At 63.3% G+C, this 18,868-nt stretch carries 18 protein-coding genes; 13 read left to right on the forward strand and 5 right to left on the reverse strand.

Annotated elements, in window-relative coordinates:
• Positions 1-3 precede the first annotated feature (3 nt).
• Together mrdA and HU719_RS22025 are read right to left on the reverse strand one after the other, a co-directional pair.
• A complete protein-coding gene (mrdA, locus tag HU719_RS22020) occupies positions 4-1,896 on the reverse strand; it encodes a penicillin-binding protein 2 (RefSeq protein ID WP_186536933.1) in 1,893 nt (630 codons plus the stop codon).
• Between the two features lie 183 nt (positions 1,897-2,079).
• A complete protein-coding gene (locus tag HU719_RS22025; RefSeq protein WP_186536932.1) occupies positions 2,080-3,027 on the reverse strand; it encodes an endonuclease in 948 nt (315 codons plus the stop codon).
• 291 nt (positions 3,028-3,318) lie between these two features.
• On the opposite strand from HU719_RS22025, the gene HU719_RS22030 reads away from it, so the two are divergent.
• The 12 genes from HU719_RS22030 to HU719_RS22085 all read left to right on the forward strand — a co-directional run bounded on the left by HU719_RS22030 (position 3,319) and on the right by HU719_RS22085 (position 14,357).
• Entirely contained in the window at positions 3,319-4,317 is a 999-nt protein-coding gene (locus tag HU719_RS22030; protein WP_186521172.1) for an ATP-grasp domain-containing protein, read from the forward strand.
• 70 nt (positions 4,318-4,387) lie between these two features.
• On the forward strand, positions 4,388-5,515 hold the full coding sequence (locus tag HU719_RS22035; RefSeq protein ID WP_186521173.1) for a trypsin-like peptidase domain-containing protein: 1,128 nt from the start codon (positions 4,388-4,390) through the stop codon (positions 5,513-5,515).
• 68 nt (positions 5,516-5,583) lie between these two features.
• Positions 5,584-6,720 carry a phosphoribosyltransferase domain-containing protein gene (locus HU719_RS22040; RefSeq protein ID WP_186521174.1) on the forward strand — a complete coding sequence of 379 codons (1,137 nt, stop codon included), beginning with the start codon at positions 5,584-5,586 and terminating at the stop codon, positions 6,718-6,720.
• Positions 6,710-7,468: an HAD family hydrolase gene (locus HU719_RS22045; protein WP_186536931.1), complete on the forward strand. Its 759-nt coding sequence runs from the start codon at positions 6,710-6,712 to the stop codon at positions 7,466-7,468. Before HU719_RS22040 ends, HU719_RS22045 begins: the two co-directional genes overlap by 11 nt.
• A complete protein-coding gene (locus tag HU719_RS22050; protein ID WP_186536930.1) occupies positions 7,461-8,552 on the forward strand; it encodes a cysteine protease StiP domain-containing protein in 1,092 nt (363 codons plus the stop codon). The genes HU719_RS22045 and HU719_RS22050 overlap by 8 nt, the downstream gene beginning before the upstream one ends.
• Positions 8,552-9,496, forward strand: a complete 945-nt coding sequence (locus HU719_RS22055; protein WP_186521177.1) for an HpcH/HpaI aldolase/citrate lyase family protein — start codon at positions 8,552-8,554, stop codon at positions 9,494-9,496. The genes HU719_RS22050 and HU719_RS22055 overlap by 1 nt, the downstream gene beginning before the upstream one ends.
• Positions 9,493-10,248: an HAD-IB family hydrolase gene (locus HU719_RS22060; protein WP_186521178.1), complete on the forward strand. Its 756-nt coding sequence runs from the start codon at positions 9,493-9,495 to the stop codon at positions 10,246-10,248. Before HU719_RS22055 ends, HU719_RS22060 begins: the two co-directional genes overlap by 4 nt.
• Before the next feature lie 2 nt (positions 10,249-10,250).
• Complete coding sequence (locus HU719_RS22065; protein ID WP_186521179.1) at positions 10,251-10,838, forward strand: TerD family protein; 588 nt, start codon at positions 10,251-10,253, stop codon at positions 10,836-10,838.
• Positions 10,835-12,016, forward strand: coding sequence for a TerD family protein (locus HU719_RS22070; RefSeq protein WP_186521180.1), 1,182 nt, complete (start codon positions 10,835-10,837; stop codon positions 12,014-12,016). The genes HU719_RS22065 and HU719_RS22070 overlap by 4 nt, the downstream gene beginning before the upstream one ends.
• Positions 12,017-12,109: 93 nt before the next feature.
• Entirely contained in the window at positions 12,110-13,144 is a 1,035-nt protein-coding gene (locus HU719_RS22075) for a TerC/Alx family metal homeostasis membrane protein (RefSeq protein WP_186521181.1), read from the forward strand.
• A 30-nt stretch (positions 13,145-13,174) separates the two neighbouring features.
• Positions 13,175-13,750 (forward strand): TerD family protein, encoded by a 576-nt coding sequence (locus HU719_RS22080; RefSeq protein WP_186521182.1) that lies wholly within the window; start codon positions 13,175-13,177, stop codon positions 13,748-13,750.
• Positions 13,751-13,778: 28 nt separating this feature from the next.
• Positions 13,779-14,357 carry a TerD family protein gene (locus HU719_RS22085; RefSeq protein WP_186521183.1) on the forward strand — a complete coding sequence of 193 codons (579 nt, stop codon included), beginning with the start codon at positions 13,779-13,781 and terminating at the stop codon, positions 14,355-14,357.
• 89 nt (positions 14,358-14,446) lie between these two features.
• On the opposite strand, the gene HU719_RS22090 is transcribed toward HU719_RS22085, so the two are convergent.
• Together HU719_RS22090 and HU719_RS22095 are read right to left on the reverse strand one after the other, a co-directional pair.
• Positions 14,447-15,694, reverse strand: coding sequence for a VWA domain-containing protein (locus tag HU719_RS22090; protein ID WP_186536929.1), 1,248 nt, complete (start codon positions 15,692-15,694; stop codon positions 14,447-14,449).
• 76 nt (positions 15,695-15,770) lie between these two features.
• Entirely contained in the window at positions 15,771-16,316 is a 546-nt protein-coding gene (locus tag HU719_RS22095; RefSeq protein WP_186536928.1) for a DUF1523 family protein, read from the reverse strand.
• Between the two features lie 335 nt (positions 16,317-16,651).
• On the opposite strand from HU719_RS22095, the gene HU719_RS22100 reads away from it, so the two are divergent.
• The gene (locus HU719_RS22100) at positions 16,652-17,896 is read left to right on the forward strand and encodes a TerD family protein (RefSeq protein WP_186521186.1); all 1,245 of its coding nucleotides are present in this window, start codon (positions 16,652-16,654) and stop codon (positions 17,894-17,896) included.
• A gap of 159 nt (positions 17,897-18,055) precedes the next feature.
• On the opposite strand, the gene HU719_RS22105 is transcribed toward HU719_RS22100, so the two are convergent.
• Positions 18,056-18,856, reverse strand: a complete 801-nt coding sequence (locus HU719_RS22105) for an AraC family transcriptional regulator (protein WP_186536927.1) — start codon at positions 18,854-18,856, stop codon at positions 18,056-18,058.
• Positions 18,857-18,868 lie beyond the last annotated feature (12 nt).

Raw genomic sequence — 18,868 nt, forward strand, 5'->3', positions numbered from 1 at the left:
CCCTCAGCTGTGCGGCACCTGGTGCGTGGCCGGGGTGGCGGCATATTGCCCTTTGAGGTGGCCTTGGTCATCGAGCAGGTAGGCATCCATGATTTCGCGCACCACGGGGCCGGCGACACGACCGCCGGCCTCGCCGTTTTCGATCATCACCGCCACCACCATGGCCGGATGATCAGCCGGGGCGAAGCCGACGAACAGCGCGTTGTCACGGTGCCGCTCCAGGGTCTTGTTGCGGTTGTAGCGCTCGCCCTGCTTGATCGCCACCACCTGCGCGGTGCCGCTCTTGCCGGCAATGCGGTACTGCGCGCCGGCGGCTGCGGCGCGGGCAATGCCGCGCGGGTCGTGCATGACCATCTGCATGCCCTGGCTGACTTGGTCCCATGCCCGTTTGTCGTGCAGCACGATGTCCGGCATCGGGTTGGGGTCCTGCGGCTGCTCGCCGCCAATGGTCATCGCCAGGTGTGGCCTGTGCCAGGCGCCCTTGCTGGCCAGCAGGCTGGTGGCCTGGGCCAGTTGCAGCGGGGTGACCTGCATGTAGCCTTGGCCAATGCCGAGGATCAGCGTTTCGCCCGGGAACCACGCCTGGCGCCGCGTGGCGCGCTTCCAGGCCTGTGATGGCATCAGCCCGGCGGCTTCCTCGAACATGTCCAGCGAGACCTTCTGGCCCAGGCCGAACTCGGCCATGTAGTCATGCAGGCGGTCGATACCGAGCTTATGCGCGAGGTCATAGAAGTAGGTGTCGTTGGAACGCATGATGGCGGTGTACATGTCTACCCAGCCATCGCCGCTGTGGTTCCAGTTGCGGTATTTGTGGTCGTAGTTGGGCAGCTCGTAGTAGCCGGGGTCGAACACTCGGCTGGCGGGGTTGATCACGCCGCTGTCGAGCCCAGCGATGGCCACTTCCGGCTTGACCGTCGAGCCCGGCGCGTACAGCCCGCGCAGCACGCGGTTGAACAGCGGCCGGTCGATCGAATCGCGCAGCGCTGCGTATTGCTTGAAACTGATGCCCTTGACGAACAGGTTGGGGTCGAAACTGGGGTTGCTGACCATCGCCAGCACGTCGCCGTTGGCCGGGTCCAGCACCACCACGGCGCCGCGCCTGTCACCCAGGGCTTTCTCGGCGGCCTGCTGCAGGTGGGCGTCCAGGCTCAGCACGATATCCTTGCCCGGCACCGGGTCGTGATGGCGCAGCACGCGCATCACCCGGCCCTGGGCGTTGGTTTCGACTTCTTCATAGCCCACATGGCCGTGCAACTGCGCTTCATAGAAACGCTCGATACCGGTCTTGCCGATCGACTGGGTGCCGCGGTATTCGGTGCTGTCGAGCACCTTGGCTTCCTTTTCGTTGATCCGCCCCACATAGCCGACCGAATGGGCGAAATGCTCTGCCAGTGGGTATTCGCGGATGAACTGCGCCTCGACTTCCAGCCCCGGCAGACGGAACTGGTTGACCGCCAGCAGGGCGATCTGCTCCTCGCTCAGGCCAAACATCAGGGTGACCGGCTCGAATGGCTTGCGGGCGCGGCGCAGGTCCTTGTCGAATTGCAGGCGGTCGTCTTCGGACAGGCCCAGAATCTGCGTCAGGCTGTCCAGCACCTGGGCAGCGCTGCCGGCACGCTCGCGGGTCATGGTCAGGTTGAAGCTGGGCTTGTTGTCGGCCAGTACCACGCCATTACGGTCGTAGATCAGGCCGCGTTCCGGCGGAATCGGCAGCACATGCACGCGGTTGTTTTCCGACACAGCCGACTGTTGGTCGTGCTGCACCACCTGCAATACATACAGCCGGCTTACCAGCACAGTCACCAGGCTCAGAACCAGCAAGGCGCAGGCCAGCAACCGGCGGTTGACTAGGCTTTTTTCGGTCTGGTGGTCTTTGAGGGGTATGGGTTGCGGCATCGGTAGCTCGGCGAGATCAGGCGCGGGAGCGGCCGGCTCCCTGCGCGCACAGACAAGGGCCGGGGATGCTACCCAAGCCCTTGCCGGGGCTCAACCTGCCGGCAACGCCGAGGCCGGCCTGAGCCTGCATGGGGCCCGGTATCAGGGCGATACGGGCTACATGAAGATTCGTTCATCCGGCCATTATCGGCAGTTGCCGGCCTTGCGGTAGCCCGCAGCCAGGGCCTGGGCTTCGGAATCGAACGGCACCTGGTTTTTTGCCGCCACCTGGTTGTAGCCCGGGCAGCCGTTGGCCAGGTGGTAGATGTGGCTGTTGCGGTTGCCCAGCACCGCGCCCTGGGCGGCAGCGGGGGCCGGGGCAGGGCTTGGTGCGTTGCTGGCCACGCTGCTGGCGGCACCTGCCGGCTTGTAGCCCGGCGTCCAGCTACGCTCGCCGGTGACGAACGGGTTGCTGTGCCCCATCACCGCGGCGATACGGCGGTCGCGCACCTTTTCCCACTCGGTGACCGGGTACTGCTTGTTCCAGGCCATCAGCAGCTGCTGTTGCTGGCGCGACATGTTCAACTGGTAGCGATCGAACATGTAGAACGTGGTGCGCGCTACCAGGCCTTTCACCGCGTCGCGCGGTTCCGCGGCTTTCTGCACGAAGTCGACCTTGGTCGGGCATTGCCCGTATTGCGCAGGCACGCCGCTGACCATGCCGTAGTTGAAGTTGCTGCGGTCACCGTTGACCTCGCCGACGGCGGGGTAGAGGTTGAACAGGTCGGCTTCCATGGCGCGGAATACCGGGTCCTTGTCGACGCAGGCTTCACGGCCGCCATTTTGCCAGCACTGGCGCTGGTGGCCGAAGGTCCAGGCCGGGACGATGTGTTCCCATTCAGTGCGCTCGGCGCGGTTCTGCTGCTTGCGCGCTTCAAGGCCGCACGAGCCCGGATCGATACGCCCGCCCGACTTGCCGACCCACGTCCATTTGCAGCCGCAGTACAAATCGCCCTGGGCGCTGCTGGCCTGGTCGAGGTAGACCTTCTGCTTGGCGACTACCTTGGCTTCGGTGAAAGTGGCCGGGGGCGTGGCAAAGGCACAGGGCACCAGGCTGAGGAACAACGATGCGGCATACAACAGTCTTTTCATTGGGCGTAGATCAACGTCGGAAAAAACGCGATTATACGCAGGAAAATCATACGGTTGAGGCTGGATTGGCCGCTGTTGAGGGGCGCCACAGGTGCAACGGAATTTTGGCCGCGCCACGCGCTCTCATTCGGAAATATATCCTGTAATACACTTTTTTCCCGTAAACAGTGGGGTGAGCGCCGTTTACAGCGGTGCAGCGCTTGAATCCATTGTTGACCTCGTTACTATCTCCGCTTGGTTCTGGGGCGCGCATCGATGCGTGGCCCCGCCACACTCTCAAGGTATTGCCCCATGATTTGGTTTCTGGAAGGTCAGGCTTCGCAGCGTGATGTAATCCTCGGTGCGCGGGAGGCGCTGCCGGCCGATGTGCAGGTGTTCGCCTCGCATGCCGGAGACCGCCCTGAGATTACCGGCGTCGCCGATGTTGGCCTGCGCGAGCCGCAGGCCACCGAAGAGCGCCTGGCCTGGGTCATCGACACCGCCAAGCGCCACGGCATCCAGCTGGTGGTCGCCGGGCGCAATGGCGCGTTGTACGAACAGCACCGCGCCGACTTCGCCGCTGCCGGCATCACCCTGGTAACGGGGGGACTGAGCATGCGCACCTTCGATCAGGTCGACCACAAGGACCAGTTCACCGCCGAAGCCGAGCGCGCCGGGCTTGCCTGCATTCCGGCCATCACGGTCAACGACGCCGCGCAACTTGAAGCTGCCTATACCCGCCTGGCCAGTGCCGGCGAGGTCTGCATCAAGCCCGCCGTGGGCATTTATGGCCAGGGTTTCTGGCGCTTCAAGGCCAGCGCCGACCCGTTCCGCTGCTTCGCCAACCCCGACGCCCGCGAGGTCGACTTCGCCACCTATCACCGCGCCTACGCGGCGGCAGAGCCGCACAAGCCGATGCTGGTCATGCCTTACCTGCCCGGCACCGAGTGCTCGGTGGACATGGTCTGTGAGGGCGGTGAGGTTGTAGCCTGGGTGGGCCGGCGCAAGGCAGGCGTTCATCAAACGTTCGAGCGCGACTCGGCAGCTACGGCGCTGGCCATTGCTGCGGCGCGGCACTTTGGCTGTGACGGCATCGTCAACGTGCAGACCCGCGACGACGCCCACGGCCAGCCGCATCTGCTCGAAATCAACCCGCGTTATTCCGGTGGCATCGGTTACACCCGCGCTACGGGTATCAACCTGCCGGGCGTGTTTGCCACCCGCCGTCTGGGCCTTGTACCACCCGTCGGCGAATGGCTGGAGGGTGCGCGGGTCAAGGCGATCACGGTAGCCGTGGTGCTTCCCGCTTGATGTCAAAAAGGCCGACATTCTGTTACATTTCGGTTCTTATTGGAGAACCATGTCATTCAGGGAGCGAGACATGCTGACGCCGGGCGCGAACATTGCACTGAGTTCGCCTAAAGCCTCATGGACACTTGAAACCTCACTGCACGAAGCCTTCGGCAATTCCACCGCAGTGGCCCTGATTCCAGTCGATGACAAGCGCTCCCCGAAGGGCAGCGCCGCCCTGTTGCATGCCGAGCAAAGCGCCTGGATGCGCTGGAGCGGTGACCGCAGCAAGATCATCTGCGACCTGCAACTGGACACCTTGCCCGCGGGCAGCGACCGGGTGCTACTTGTGGTGTACCGCTACTCCAATATTGGCCCCATCGACCAACTGGGCACGCTGCGTGTGCGCCTTGAAGGCGGCGCCAGCTATGACCTGGATGTCTCTGGCAATGGCGAAAGCGCGCTGATCTTCGGCGAGTTCTACCTGCGGGCAGGGCAGTGGAAGTTCCGCGCCCTGGCTGAAGGCTCGGCCTATGGCCTGAGCGCACTGGCCCGGCGCATGGGCATCGAAATCGACGACGCCCATCCAGAACGTGCGCCGTCTGGCGGCGGCAACCCGCGTTGCAGCGCTGCAACCGGCACCGGCTTTGCCGTGGCAAGCGGCGCGCTTTTGACCTGCGCCCATGTCATCGAAGGCATGTCCCATATCGAAATCAACTCCTTCACCGGGCGCCACCGTGCAGAGCCGGTGATGGTCGATACCACCAACGACATTGCCCTGCTTCGGGTTGAAGGCGTGCAGCTGCAGCCGGTGCGTTTTGCCAGCCGCGGCGGCAGCTCGCTGGGCGACCCGGTCACCGCCGTAGGCTTTCCCATGGCCGGTTTCGCAGGCGGCGGTGCCCACGTTACCCAAGGCGGCGTTTCGGCGCTGTTCGGGCTGCGCAACGATGCCAGCCTGCTGCAGTTCACCGCCGCCATCCAGCCAGGCTCCAGCGGCAGCCCGCTGTTCGATGCCGGCGGTCGGGTGGTGGGCATGGTCACCTCCACGGTGCCGGATGCGCAAAACATGAACTTTGCGGTCAAGTCGCACCTGCTTTGCGCCTTTCTCGAGGCTTGTCACATCGGCATCGACCACGACGACAGCAACCTCACGCAGACCCCGGCGCAGATCGCCAAGGGCGTGCAGCCGTCGCTGTGGAAGGTCGAAGCACGCAACTGATGCCAGTCATTCATTGAAAACACACGTGCGCAGCGTAGCGTCGACGCGACCTGGCACAGGATTGAAGTATGGAGCAACACCTAGTGGATCAAGCGGTTACCAAACTCAGCGCAACGCTCAAGCGTGGAGTGCTGCAGGTCGATGTCGAACAGGCCTCGATCGCACCGCAGTCGCTGTTCGGCTTTGCCGAGCGGCGCAACCCCAAACGCGCGTTTCTGTTCGTATCGCGCGTGCTCGGCAAGCACATTCCGGTCAAACCCTCGGTCATGGAATTCACCTACCAGGCGCTGGCTGAAAAAATCCCCGCCGACCTGCCGGGCCCCGTGCTGGTTGTCGGCATGGCCGAAACCGCCGTAGGCCTTGGCGCCGGGGTGCACCGTGCCTACGCCCGCAGCCGCCCGGACAGCCTGTATATCGTCAGTACACGCCACCCGGTCGGTGACGCCATCTTTGCCCGCTTCGAAGAAGAGCACAGCCACGCCAGTGCGCACCTTGTGCACGAACCTGTAGACGCCGAACTGGCGCGCATGATGCGTGAAGCGCGGTCGCTGGTGCTGGTCGACGACGAAGCCTCCACTGGCAAGACCTTCGTCAACCTGCACCGTGCGTTGGTCGATGCTGGCCTTGGTCGCATCGAGCGTGTGGTCACCTGCGTGCTGACCGACTGGTCGGCGGGCGCGGTATCGGCGGGCATTGGCCAGCATGCTGACCAAGTGTCGCTGCTCAGCGGTGCCTACCAGTTCATCGAGGATCCCCTGGCGCCGCTGCCGGATATGCCGCAAACCGGCACCGTGGCCGTTGGTTCATGGCCGATAGACCCAAGCAACGACTGGGGGCGGTTGGGCACCCGAGCGGTTGCCGACACCCTTGGGCTGGACATCCAGGCGAACCCGGGCGAGCGCATTGCTGTGATCGGCACCGGCGAGTTCGTCTGGAAGCCGTTCTTGCTGGCCGAGCGCCTGGAGCGCGCAGGCGCCGAGGTGTACTTCAGCTCGACCACCCGTTCACCGATTGCCCTGGGCCACGCCATTGAGCACGCCCTGAGCTTTGCCGACAACTACGGGCTGGGTATCGTCAACTTCCTTTACAACGTGGCGCCCGGTCAGTTCGACCGTGTGCTGATCTGCAGCGAGACAGACGCCCAGGCCATGCCTGTGGAGCTTGTCCAGGAACTGGATGCGCAGGTGATCGTCGATGGCCGCTAATCGCCCGCTGGTACTTATCGACCTGGACGACACGCTGTTCCAGACCGCCCGCAAGATGCCGCCAGGCACGCCGCGCCACCCGGCTTCATACGATGTCGAAGGCGGCGTCAGCGGCTATCAGACCACCGTGCAGAAATCCTTCGTCGAGTGGCTGCTCGCCTGCACCGACGTGGTGCCGGTAACCGCGCGCAGCGCCGAGGCATTCTCCCGCGTACGCCTGGGTTTCAGTGGCGCCGCCATCTGCTCCCACGGTGGCCTGATGCTCAACCCGGATCGCAGCGTCAACCTGCACTGGCACGGTGTCATGGGCCAACTACTCCGCGGCTTCCAGGAGCGCCTGCCGGTGCTCTGCGAAACCGCGCTGCAAATCGGCGAGGAGCACGGCGTGTCGCTGCGGGGCTGGGTCGTGGAAGAGGCTGAACAGCGCCACTACGTAGTCATCAAGCATAACGACGGCAGCGATGCCGACCTGCTGATGGTGCTGGGCAAGCTGCGTGATGCTGGCCTGCTCGAAGGCATGCATACCCACGCCAACGGCAACAACCTGGCGCTGCTGCCCCACGGCCTGTCCAAGGCGGCGGCGGTGCAGCACTATCTGGAACTGGACCGCGCCCAACACGGCGAGCGGCCAGTGCTGGGCTTTGGTGACAGCATCACCGACCTTGGTTTCATGAACCTCTGCCATTTCTGGTCGACGCCGGTGAACAGCCAGCTCGCCAAATGCCTGGACGGGGTGCTGCATGTTTGATCGCCACCTGCTTGAGCAGACCGTCGGCAGCGGCAGTTATCTGCCCGAAGATGTCCAGTTTTTGCTGCGCCCGGTCAGCATCGGCCTGACCGATGTGCTGGAGAAGGAGCGCCTGATCCAGACCCAGCAGAAACACTACTCCGAGATGATCAGCCAGGAAGATGCACCGTCCGCGGCGCACATGGCACTGTTCGAGCGTGCGCTGGCGCAAAATGGCCAGCGCATGGCGGCCGACGTGCAGGCGCTGGCGCTGGCGTTGCACGCGCATTATCAGGGGCCTGAGATCGTGCTGGTGTCCTTCGTGCGTGCCGGGCTGCCGCTGGGTGTGCTGCTGCGCCGCGCATTGAACGGGCTCGGGCGTAAGGCTCATCACTACGGCATCAGCATCGTCCGCGACCGCGGCATCGACAAGGTGGCCCTTGAGGCAATCATCGCTGCCCACGGCGCCGAAAACATTGTCTTCGTCGATGGCTGGACCGGTAAGGGCGCCATCTGCGGCGAAATCGTCCGCAGCCTTGGCGACGACCCGCGTTTCCCAAGCAAACCGCGCCTGGTGGTGCTCGCCGACCCCTGTGGGCGCGCCTGGCTGGCCGCCTCGGCCGAAGACTGGATCATCCCATCGGGCATCCTCGGCGCCACGGTGTCGGGGCTGGTGTCGCGTTCGATCTGGCCCGCCGACGGCGGTCTGCATGGGTGCGTAGTCTATGATCACTTGCGCGCCTGCGACGTGACCCGCTCGTTCATCGAGCAGATCGAAGCCCTGCGCGCCGGCATTACCGCAAGCCCGGCGCAGCCGTGGAGCGACGAGCAGGCTGCGGGCTTGCAGCGTGACGCGCAAGGCGTGGTGCAGAGCCTTGCCGAGCGTTTTGATATCAGCAACTTGAACCGCATCAAGCCGGGCATCGCCGAGGCGACCCGCGCGGTGCTTCGCCGGGTGCCGGACCAAGTGCTGGTGCGCGACCGCAGCGATGCCGATGTGCAACTGCTGATCCACCTGACTGACCGCGCCGGCCTGCAAGTGCAGCAGGTGGGTGATGTGTTGGGGCCGTATCGTGCTGTAACCGTTATTCGAGGGGTTAGCTGATGGAGCGTGTATCGCCCTATGCCCTGGGGGCCACGTTGTACATGCCGGCAACCCGCGCCGACATCCTTGAGGTGATCGCCGGGCACAAACTCCCAGGCCTGCGCTCGCTGGTGATCTGCCTGGAGGACGCGGTGGCTGCCATCGACGTCGACAGCGCCTTGAATTCGCTGCGCGCCGTGCTGCGCGGCATGTTGCTGGAAGGGCGTCGTGCCGACGGGCCGCTGGTGTTCGTGCGCCCTCGCGACAGCGAGATGGCCGCAGCGCTCAACGACTGGCCGGAAATCGCCGCCGTCGATGGTTTCGTCGTGCCCAAACTCACCTTGGCCAGCCTGCCATTGTGGGCGCGCGCGGTCTCGCGTGCGGAACTGCTGCTGATGCCCACGCTCGAAACCAGCGAGGTCTACAACCCGACCGCGATGGCTGAGCTTGGCTGCGCACTGCGCCAGTCGCTCGGCGGCCGCATCCTGGCGTTGCGCATTGGCGGCAACGACCTGATGGGCTGCCTGGGCCTTCGTCGAAACCCATCAACCACCCTGTACCAGACGCCCATGGGCTATGTCATTCCAATGCTCGCCGGGGTGCTGGGTTCGCAGGGGTTCGCGCTTACCGCGCCGGTGTTCGAGCAGCTGGCCACCCCTGGCCTGCTCGATGAGGAGCTACAACTGGATATCGCCCATGGGCTGGTCGGCAAGACCGCCATTCATCCCTCGCAGATCGCGCAGATTCACGACAGTTTCCGCGTCACGCTGGACGACCTGAACTGCGCCAGGCTGATTGTCAGCGAGCAGGCGCCGGCGGTGTTCCGCCACAACGACGCCATGCTCGAGCCTGCCACCCATCACAACTGGGCGGTCAATATCATCGAACGTGCGCGCTGGCACGGCGTGAAGGCGGCCGAGGCCAGCCTTGCCGAGCCGGTGCGGCTTGCGGAGGTGGCTCGATGACCCAGGACATGCTTGAAGCGGGCCCGGCAACGGCGCCAGTGCTGTCGGTGTTTGACTTCGATGGCACGCTCACGCACCACGACAGTTTCGTACCCTTCCTGCTGTTTGCCTTTGGCAAGCGCGGGTTTGCCGCGCGGGTGTGGCGCATGCTGCCGGCATGCGTGCGCTATCTGGGCAAAGGGTTGACCCGTGATGAACTCAAGGCGGTGTTGATCGCAACCTTTCTGGCCGGCACCGACGAGCACTGGATCCGGCAACAGGCCAAGGCCTTCGCCGAGGCGAATTTCAAGCGCCTGATGCGCCCGACGGGTGTCAAATCGGTAGCCGCCGAGGTTGCCAGTGGCGCCCAGGTGACCATTTGTTCGGCTTCGCCGCGCCTGGTGCTGGAGCCATTTGCCCAGCGCCTTGGCATCAAGCTGATCGCCACCGAGCTTGAAGTCGTCGAAGGCCGCTTGACCGGGCAGATCAGCGGCAGCAACTGCCGCTGCGAAGCCAAGGTGCTGCGCCTGGAAGCGGTTTACGGCTCGCTCGATAAATACCGCCTGCGGGCCTGGGGTGATACCCGTGGCGACCACGAATTGCTGGCTGCAGCGCAAGAGCCGCACTGGCGCCATTTCCACCCACGCTGGCAGCGCCGGCGGTTGAATATCGCAAAAATCGGTGCACGCTTGCAGCCAGGCGAAGCGACCACACATTCCGTAACGGGTGTCGATGACGGCACCACGCAGCATAACGATCAAAAAGGAGCGTAACGATGGCACTGACCCTCTCGAAGAACCAGAGCATCTCTCTTGAAAAGACCGGCGGCGCCGGCCTGACCAAGGTTACCCTCGGCCTTGGCTGGGACCCGGAAAAAACCGGTTTCATGGGCAAGCTGTTCGGCCAGGGCGACAGCATCGACCTGGATGCCTCGTGCATTCTGTTCGATGCCAACCTGCAGCCGGTCGACCTTGTCTGGTTCCGCCAACTGCAATCGCGTGACGGCTCGATCCGCCACTCCGGCGACAACCGCACCGGCGAAGGTGACGGCGACGACGAGTCGATCTCGGTAGACCTGAGCGCGCTGCCAGCCAGCGTCACTCACTTGGTGTTCACCGTGAACTCGTTCACCGGCCAGAGCTTCGAGCGGGTCAAGAACGCCTACTGCCGTATCGTCAATGCCGCCAACAAAAGCGAGCTGGCCCGCTTCAACCTGACCGAGCAGGGCAAGCACACCGGCGTGGTCATGGCCAACTTGTCGCGCGGCGCGTCGGGCTGGGAATTCAAGGCTATCGGCCAGACCACCTCGGGCCGCACTGCGGACGACCTGGTCAGCCTGGCAGCCCAGGCGGTGCGTCCATGACCACCCTTGGCCCGGGGGCCAACGCTGCTGTCGGCAGCGGTAACCTGCGGGTCGAGGTGGTCTACACCCCGATTCCTGGCGTCGACCTGGACGTTTCGGCCTTCGCCCTTGCCGCCACTGGCAAGGTGCGCAGCGACAACGACATGTGCTTCTACGGCCAGCCCAGCGTGCTGGGCGGTGCCGTGCAACTGCTCGACTCGGCTGCCGGGCGTGCTGCGTTCAGTATCAACCTGGCGAACCTGGATGCGTCGATCGAGAAAATCGCACTGACGGCCACGCTGTACGAGAACAAGGCCAGCTTCGACCGGGTGTCGAGCCTGAGCGTGAGCGTAAGTGGTGGTATCGAAGCGCAGATCCCCACCGCAGGCATGAAAGAAACCGCGTTGATACTCGGTGAGTTCTATCTGCGCCAGGGCCAGTGGAAGTTCCGCTGCGTCGCCCAGGGCTTTGCCGGTGGCCTTGCGCCGCTGGCGACCCACTTTGGCGTCGACGTTGCCGCGCCGGCTCCTTCAGCGGCGCCTGCTCCAGCACCCGCGCCGGCCCCGGTGGCAACGCCTGCGCCGCCACCTGCGCCAAAGCCGAGTGTCAGCCTGAGCAAGGTGACCCTGGACAAGACCCGGACCTCGATCAGCCTGGAGAAGTCTGCAGGCGGTTTTGGCGAGATTCGCGTCAACCTGAACTGGAACAAGGGCAAGGCCGGCTTCTTTGGCCGTGGCAAATCCATCGACCTGGACGTGGGCTGTCTCTACGAGCTGCAGGATGGCGAAAAAGGCTGTGTGCAGGCGCTGGGCAATGCGTTTGGCGCGTTGAACCACGAGCCGTTCGTGCAGTTGATGGGTGATGACCGCACCGGCGCGGTGGCCGGAGGTGAATGGTTACATATCAATGGCAGCCAGTGGAACCGTATTCGCCGTATTCTGGTCTACGCGTTCATCTACGAAGGCGCGCCGAACTGGCGTGAAACCGACGGCGTGGTGACCATTTTCGTCCCCGGCCAGGCAGAGATCGAAGTGCGCCTGAACGAGGAGGGCGGCAGCCTGGGTTGCTGTGCCATTGCCTTGCTCGAAAACGACAACGGTAGCGTCAAGGTGACCCGTCGTGTGGACTTCCATCGCTCGCAAAAGCCGATGGATGAAGCCTACCGCTGGGGCATGAACTGGGGCCGCGGCTCGAAGTAATCGGGCAGCGGCAGGGAAACCGGGCGGCGTGCCGCCCACTGTGTTGGTGGCCGGGGCTGTCCCCGGCTGGTTTTAACTTTTAGGTAGACAATTGTGGAAGTGACTCATCTCGGTTTCCCCCCGCTGACCATGGCGGTTTTCGTCGGCATCGCCGTTGGCGCATTGCTGCTGGACATGGTTACCCACCGCGGCGACAAGCCGGTATCGCTGATGAAAGCTTCGGTCTGGTCGATCTTCTGGATCGCCATTTCCCTGGCCTTCGCCGGCTTCCTCTATTTCGAGCACGGCGCCCAGGTCGCCAGCCTGTTCGTCACCGGCTATGCGCTGGAGAAAGTGCTGAGCGTCGACAACCTGTTCGTGTTCATGGCCATCTTCGCCTGGTTCAAGGTGCCGGACGGCCTGCGCCACCGTGTGCTGTACTGGGGCATCATCGGCGCCATCGTGTTCCGCGGCGTGTTCGTGGCCATCGGTACCGGCCTGCTGGCCTTTGGCCCATGGGTGGAGGTGGTCTTCGCGATCATCGTTGCCTGGACCGCGGTCATGATGCTCAGAAGCGGCGGTGACGACGAAGAAGAGGAAGACTACTCCAAGCACATGGCTTATCGTTTCGCCAAGAAGCTGTTCCCGGTGTGGCCAAAACTGCACGGCAACAAGTTCTTCGTGCGCCGCAAGGAGCTTGAAGGTGAGCTGCTGAAGCCGGAAAACCAAGGCATGACCCTGGCAGCCAAAGGCGGCCTGTTCGCCACGCCGCTGTTCCTGTGCCTGGTAGTCGCCGAAGTTTCCGATGTATTGTTCGCCTTCGACTCGGTGCCTGCGGTTATCGCAGTCAGCCGTGAACCGCTGATCGTGTACTCGGCCATGCTGTTCGCCATCCTTGGCCTGCGTACCATGTACTTCGTGCTCGAAGCACTGAAACGCTACCTGGTGCACCTGGAGAAAGCGGTTATCGCGCTGCTGTTCTTCATTGCCGTCAAGCTTGGCCTGAACGCCACTGACCACATGTTCCACCACGGCTACACCATTGACCCCAATACCAGCCTCATCATCGTCATGGTGGTACTGGTGATCGGCATTCTGGCCAGCGTCGTCTTCCCGGAAAAGGAAGACAAGTCGGCCGAATCCAACTGATACACAGGCAATTCAACAAGGAGTTATGCAATGGCTTTGTCCCTGCAAAAAGGCGGTAACCTCTCGCTGACCAAAACCGATCCGTCGCTGACCAAGATCATTGTCGGCCTGGGCTGGGACCCACGCGCCACCGACGGCACCGAATTCGACCTGGATGCCAGTGCCTTCCTGCTGGGCGCCGGCGATCAGGTCCGCAGCGAAGCCGATTTCATCTTCTACAATCAGCTGCGCAGCGTTGATGGCTCGGTAGAGCACACCGGCGACAACCGCACCGGCGCCGGCGACGGTGACGACGAGGTGATCAAGGTCGACCTGAGCCGTGTACCTGCCGACGTCCAGAAGATCGTCTTCACCGTGACCATTCACGATGCCGAAGCGCGTAAGCAGAACTTCGGCCAAGTAGGCGGCGCGTTCATTCGTGTCGTCAACGAGGTGAGCAACAGCGAAGTGGTTCGTTACGACCTGGCTGAAGACGCCTCGACCGAAACCGCAATGATTTTTGCCGAGCTGTATCGCAACAATGGCGAGTGGAAGTTCCGCGCTGTCGGCCAGGGTTATGCTGGCGGTCTGCGTGCTGTTGCCACCAGCTTCGGCCTGAAGTTCTAAGTCCCTTACCTAACACAGGAGCGCAACCATGGCTGTAAGCCTGAGCAAAGGCGGTAACGTATCGCTGTCCAAAGAAGCCCCTGGCCTGACCGAGATCGTGGTCGGCCTAGGCTGGGATGCACGCGTTACCGATGGCACCGAGTTCGACCTGGACGCCTCGGTGTTTGTAGTGGGTGAAAACGGCAAGGTCCTGAACGACGCCGGCTTCATCTTCTACAACAACAAGAAGTCTGCCGATGGCGCTATCGAGCACCTGGGCGACAACCGTTCCGGCCAGGGTGATGGCGATGACGAACAAGTCAACGTCAAGCTCACCAGCCTGCCGCAGGACGTCAAGAAGCTGGTCTTCGCCGTGACCATTCACGACGCCGAAGCCCGCAAGCAAAGCTTCGGCCAGGTCAGCAACGCCTACATCCGCGTCGTCAACAAAGCTGACGGCAAGGAACTGGCTCGCTACGACCTGAGCGAAGACGCTTCGACCGAAACCGCGATGATCTTCGGTGAACTGTACCGCAACAACGAAGAGTTCAAGTTCAAGGCTATCGGCCAAGGTTTCGCTGGCGGCCTCAAGCCCCTGGCTGAAGCCCACGGCGTCAGCATCGGCTAAACCCCGCTGTTGAACCAAGCCCCCGTCTGACGTCAGACGGGGGCTTTTTTGTGCGCGGCGCCAAGCAGAAAATTGCCCGCGTTGCGCGGTCAGCCGGTAATGATGCCTTTGTTGCGGGCTTCTTTGAGCCAGGCAGGGAATTCTTCCATCAGGCAGTCATACAGGGCTTCTTCGCTGAGGTCGGACAGGTGGTCCATGGCGAAGAAGTTGCAGTTGTCGACCACACGGCCCGCCATGTCATCGAGCTTTTCCAGGATGCCGTAGTTGCGCCCGCCCAGCCCGACGAACTGCCAGAAGAACGGCTGGCTGGCGGCTTCGACCATAAGCTTGGTGATCGCCCGGTTTTCGTGCACGCCGCCATCGCTGAGGAACAGGATGTACACCGGCAGCTTGCTGCCATTGCGGCGGTAGTGGTCCATGACCATGCGCATGGCCTTTGGCTCGTTGTTGACCCGTGCACCCACCTCCCACTTGCGCCAGCCGCGGTGGTCGGTCTCGATGTAGTTACTGTAGTTGCTTAGGGTTGCCGGCGACAGATGCGCAGGCTTGGCGCCGAAGGCGAACACATCCAGGCTGGCATCGTCATCGAAGGCTACTGCCAGCGGGATCAGGCGGTTCAGTACCTCCTGCACGTAGCCGCCGCTGTACTGGCCATCCATCGAGCCGGAGGCATCCAGCACCACGGCGACCTGCGCTTTTACGTGGGTGAGGTTGTTCTTTTCAAGGCTGATCTGGGCCTTTTTGGCAAGGCTGATCAGGGCCGGGGCTGCGGCGGCGATCTTCTTCTCAAGCGACACGGTGGCCTGTACGGGCGGTGCGGGCGGGGCATCCAGTACTTCGCCACCAAAGTGGCGTACCAGCGCGTCCAGGCCCTCGCTAAAGCCCTGCAGGTTGGCTTGCAGGCGCCATTCACCGTTCTTGCGGTAGATGTCGGCGACCATGATCGCTTTCTCGACGCTGAAGGTGCTGCCGGAAAACGCGCAGTTGGCCCCTGTTGGGTTGCCGGGGGCGGTGATGACGAAGCGGCTGTCGGCGATGTCCTTCATGGCGCCGGCGCCGTCGATGGCAGCGGTGAATACCAGCCGGTCGATGCTGGCCGGCAACGCCGCCAGGTTGATCTCGAACTGCCCGGGGGCGACCAGTTTGACGGCATCGCCTGGCGCGCTGGGTTGGTTGAAAAATACCATGTAGCGGTCGTCGGACAGCTTGGACTGTGCGTCCAGGCCAAAACAGACCATGTCGATGACGTGGCCGGACTGGATGCTGATGCTCAGGTTGGCGCGGTCGGCAATGCCGATGGAGCCCAGCGTCAGGCGCTGACCTTGGGTGATGTTCATGAACTCATGTCCTTATGTGAAAGCCGCCTGGGCGCGGCAGCGAAGGCTGCGCGCCGAGGCTTAGACCTGTTGCGAACTAGGGGCGAGGAGCCAGCGGCTGGTTGCGGCGGCGCAGGGTGCGGCGCACCAGCACCACCAGCACGGCGGCGAGGATCAGCAGCACGCTGAAGAAAATGGTATTGAACACCGGGAACGGCTCGGCTGTGCTGGTGGTGGCCTTGATTTCGGTGACGTTGGGGAACATCGAGAAGATCGTGAAGCGCCAGCCGTAATAGCGGATCAGCGCCAACTGCGAGGGGTCGCGGGAGTAACCCTGAGCGCGGGCCTGGACGTCCGCCGAGTCGAACTTGAAGTACCACGGGAAGCCCCAGCCGGTGTCCTCGTTGCGGTACACGGTGACTTCACGGGTGACCGGGTCTTCGGTGTTGATGAAGTACACGTCGCGGGTCGGGCCATCGGCCGGGTTCTCGGCGCTGATCACGCCATCGGCGTCCATCCGCTTGACCTCAACGCCTGTGACGTGAACCACCTCTTGGCGCGGCAGGTAGTGATGCAGGCATACGCCAAGCACCGCGATGATCAGCAAGCTGATGATGACAATCGAACGTTTCACCCAACGCATCGGGCATTTCTCCGGAAAAAAGGGCAAATATGCCGACAGCCAGCAGCCGCCGCATTGCTGAAGTGTTGCAAGGTGCTTCAGCGGCGTTAAACCGCCGCTCACGGGTGCTTGATGATAGTGCTGGGTGGCCGCCAGGGGAAGCGTCGCAGGCCTGTGGACGGTGTTTGCAGCGGTTGCACTGCGTGAAAAAACTGGCAGAGTAGTGCCGGTTCTGCACGACGCTTTTCAGGCGTGACTCAGTGCTGAAACAAGGTCGGGGTGGATACTCCCGGTTAGCGTGCCTTGCGCCAGGCCAGCGCCCGCGCAAGGCCTTCCCCATGGAAAAGGCGAATACAGTGAACCTCCCTCTCTCCCCCGGCGCCAACACCAACCTCAGCCTGGCCAAAGGCCTGGTGCGCGTGACCCATGCAGCTGGCAATGGCCTGGACGTCAACCTCACGGCGTTCCTGCTCACCGACAGCGCTAAGGTGCGCAACGACGGCGACATGGTGTTCTTCAACGCCCCTGAACACGCCTCTGGCGCGGCTGCGTTCAGCGCGCCGGTTACCGCAGGCGAGCGGGTCACCCATAGCATCAGTTTTGATCTGGACCGCCTGCCAGCGGGCATTGGCAAGATTGCCATCACCCTGACTCAGGATGGCCCGGCGGGTGGCTTTGCCCAGGTCAAGGACCTGCGCGCGCAGGTGCTGGTAGGCGATCAGGTGCTTGACCTGCAACCGGGCAGTTTCGACCAGGAAACCGGCATTACCGTACTGGAGTTATATGTGCGCAACGGCCAGGCCAAGGCGCGGGCGGTGTGGCAGGGCTTTGCTTCCGGGTTGGCCGGGTTGTGTGGGCTGTACGGGGTTGAGGTGGAGGAGGCGCCAGTTGCAGCCCCCCCTCCTGCACCCGCAAAGCCTGTGAACATCGGCAAGTCGTTGATCACCCTCGACAAGCCCGGCACTGCGCACAAGGTGACCCTGGAGAAGGGCGCCTCGGCGCCTAAAGTCATCAAGGTCAGTGCCACTTGGGTGGACAACGGCGACGGCCAGGACAACGACGACCTGGACCTGCGCATCGGTATTCTGCGCCCGGACGGGCGCATGTCGATCATCCAGGCGCCAGACAAGCGCGGTTCGCTGACCGAAGATCCATACGTTTTCCATACCGGTGATGTGGTGGCGGCCAGTGTCTCGGCGCCCGGCATCGAGACGGTGGAGATCAGTACCGAGATTTCCCAGCGCATGGGCGGCAAGGTGGCGTTGGTGTGCAGTGTGTATTCGGCAGTGGACAACGGCGCGGTATCGGTGGCTTCACTCAAACCGAAGATGCGCATGGAGTACGGCGACCAGGTGGTCGAGTGTGCATTCGAGTTCAAAAAGGGCTTTTTCAGCAGTGCGGTCTACACCTATGTGCTGGGCACGGTTGAGATCGACGGCGATGAAATCCGCATCAGCCCGAGTGGCGTGACCTCGCGGGCCGGCTCTGAATCCACGCCTTGGCTGACGCGCAAGGGGGCGGAGTTGGTACTTACCATGGACGGGCCCTATGTGTTCAAGGGCGAGCCCATTGAGGCCAAGGGTAACAAGCGCTATTGGTGACTGGCTGGCACCGGCTTTGCCGGTGTTCGCGACACAAGGCCGCTCCTACCCCCAGCCGCGTACTAGCTTGTACCGTGGTCGGGGTAGGAGCGGCCTTGTGTCACGATGGGCCGCAAAGCGGCCCCAATACCCGAACTCCGATACATACCACGCAAACAGCTACCCACCCGTTACGCTAAAAAAATCCCCAGGCGTCACGCCAAACAGCTCTCGAAACGCCGCGATAAACGCTGAGGTGCTTTGATACCCCGCGCTTAACGCCACCTGGGTCACCGATGCCCCCCGGCCCAGTGCCTCCAGCGCCCCCAGCAGCCGCATGCGCTGGCGCCAGGCTCGGAAGCTCAGGCCGGTCTCGCGCAGCAGTATCCGCCGCAGGGTTTTTTCGCAGGCGCCAAGCGCCTCGCCCCATTCGGCCAGCGTGCGGTTGTCGTCCGGGGCGTCCTGCAAGTTACGGCACAGTTGCAGCACCCGTGGGTCTTGGGGCAGCGGCAGCGACAGGCTGACTTCTCGGGCGGCGCGCAGTTGGTCCACCAGGACCATGGCCAGGCGGCCATCTTCCCCGCTTTCGTCATATTCAGTGGGGCAGCGCGCAAATTGTTTGATCAGCTCATGGGTCAGCGGCGAGATCTCGATCACCCGGCAATGGTTGTGCGCCGCGCCAAACAACTGCGGCGCCAGGTACAGGCTGCGCATTTCAGTACGGGCGAAACTGAATACCTCGTGGTTCATGCCCGGTGGCATCCACACCGCGCGGCGGGGCGGGGCGACGAAACTCTCGCTGGCGGTATGCACATGCAGCACGCCGGAAATGGCATACGACAGCTGCACCCACGGGTGGCTGTGCATGCGCGTGCGTTCGGGCAGGGCCAGTGACTCGGTGCGCACGTACACCGCCCGTGGCAGTGCGGTGAGTGCCGGGACGATGCGCTCCTGCACGTCGTATTGTCCGTTTGTCGACATTTGTTGCCCTCA

It is taken from the genome of Pseudomonas farsensis (assembly GCF_014268805.2).
GTDB lineage: Bacteria > Pseudomonadota > Gammaproteobacteria > Pseudomonadales > Pseudomonadaceae > Aquipseudomonas > Aquipseudomonas farsensis.

Excerpts from the sequence above, each read along its gene's own strand:
- mrdA (WP_186536933.1), bottom strand. The coding sequence starts at position 1,896 with ATGCCGCAACCCATACCCCTCAAAGACCACCAGACCGAAAAAAGCCTA.
- HU719_RS22025 (WP_186536932.1), bottom strand. The coding sequence starts at position 3,027 with ATGAAAAGACTGTTGTATGCCGCATCGTTGTTCCTCAGCCTGGTGCCC.
- HU719_RS22030 (WP_186521172.1), top strand. The coding sequence starts at position 3,319 with ATGATTTGGTTTCTGGAAGGTCAGGCTTCGCAGCGTGATGTAATCCTC.
- HU719_RS22035 (WP_186521173.1), top strand. The coding sequence starts at position 4,388 with ATGCTGACGCCGGGCGCGAACATTGCACTGAGTTCGCCTAAAGCCTCA.
- HU719_RS22040 (WP_186521174.1), top strand. The coding sequence starts at position 5,584 with ATGGAGCAACACCTAGTGGATCAAGCGGTTACCAAACTCAGCGCAACG.
- HU719_RS22045 (WP_186536931.1), top strand. The coding sequence starts at position 6,710 with ATGGCCGCTAATCGCCCGCTGGTACTTATCGACCTGGACGACACGCTG.
- HU719_RS22050 (WP_186536930.1), top strand. The coding sequence starts at position 7,461 with ATGTTTGATCGCCACCTGCTTGAGCAGACCGTCGGCAGCGGCAGTTAT.
- HU719_RS22055 (WP_186521177.1), top strand. The coding sequence starts at position 8,552 with ATGGAGCGTGTATCGCCCTATGCCCTGGGGGCCACGTTGTACATGCCG.
- HU719_RS22060 (WP_186521178.1), top strand. The coding sequence starts at position 9,493 with ATGACCCAGGACATGCTTGAAGCGGGCCCGGCAACGGCGCCAGTGCTG.
- HU719_RS22065 (WP_186521179.1), top strand. The coding sequence starts at position 10,251 with ATGGCACTGACCCTCTCGAAGAACCAGAGCATCTCTCTTGAAAAGACC.
- HU719_RS22070 (WP_186521180.1), top strand. The coding sequence starts at position 10,835 with ATGACCACCCTTGGCCCGGGGGCCAACGCTGCTGTCGGCAGCGGTAAC.
- HU719_RS22080 (WP_186521182.1), top strand. The coding sequence starts at position 13,175 with ATGGCTTTGTCCCTGCAAAAAGGCGGTAACCTCTCGCTGACCAAAACC.
- HU719_RS22085 (WP_186521183.1), top strand. The coding sequence starts at position 13,779 with ATGGCTGTAAGCCTGAGCAAAGGCGGTAACGTATCGCTGTCCAAAGAA.
- HU719_RS22090 (WP_186536929.1), bottom strand. The coding sequence starts at position 15,694 with ATGAACATCACCCAAGGTCAGCGCCTGACGCTGGGCTCCATCGGCATT.
- HU719_RS22095 (WP_186536928.1), bottom strand. The coding sequence starts at position 16,316 with ATGCGTTGGGTGAAACGTTCGATTGTCATCATCAGCTTGCTGATCATC.
- HU719_RS22105 (WP_186536927.1), bottom strand. The coding sequence starts at position 18,856 with ATGTCGACAAACGGACAATACGACGTGCAGGAGCGCATCGTCCCGGCA.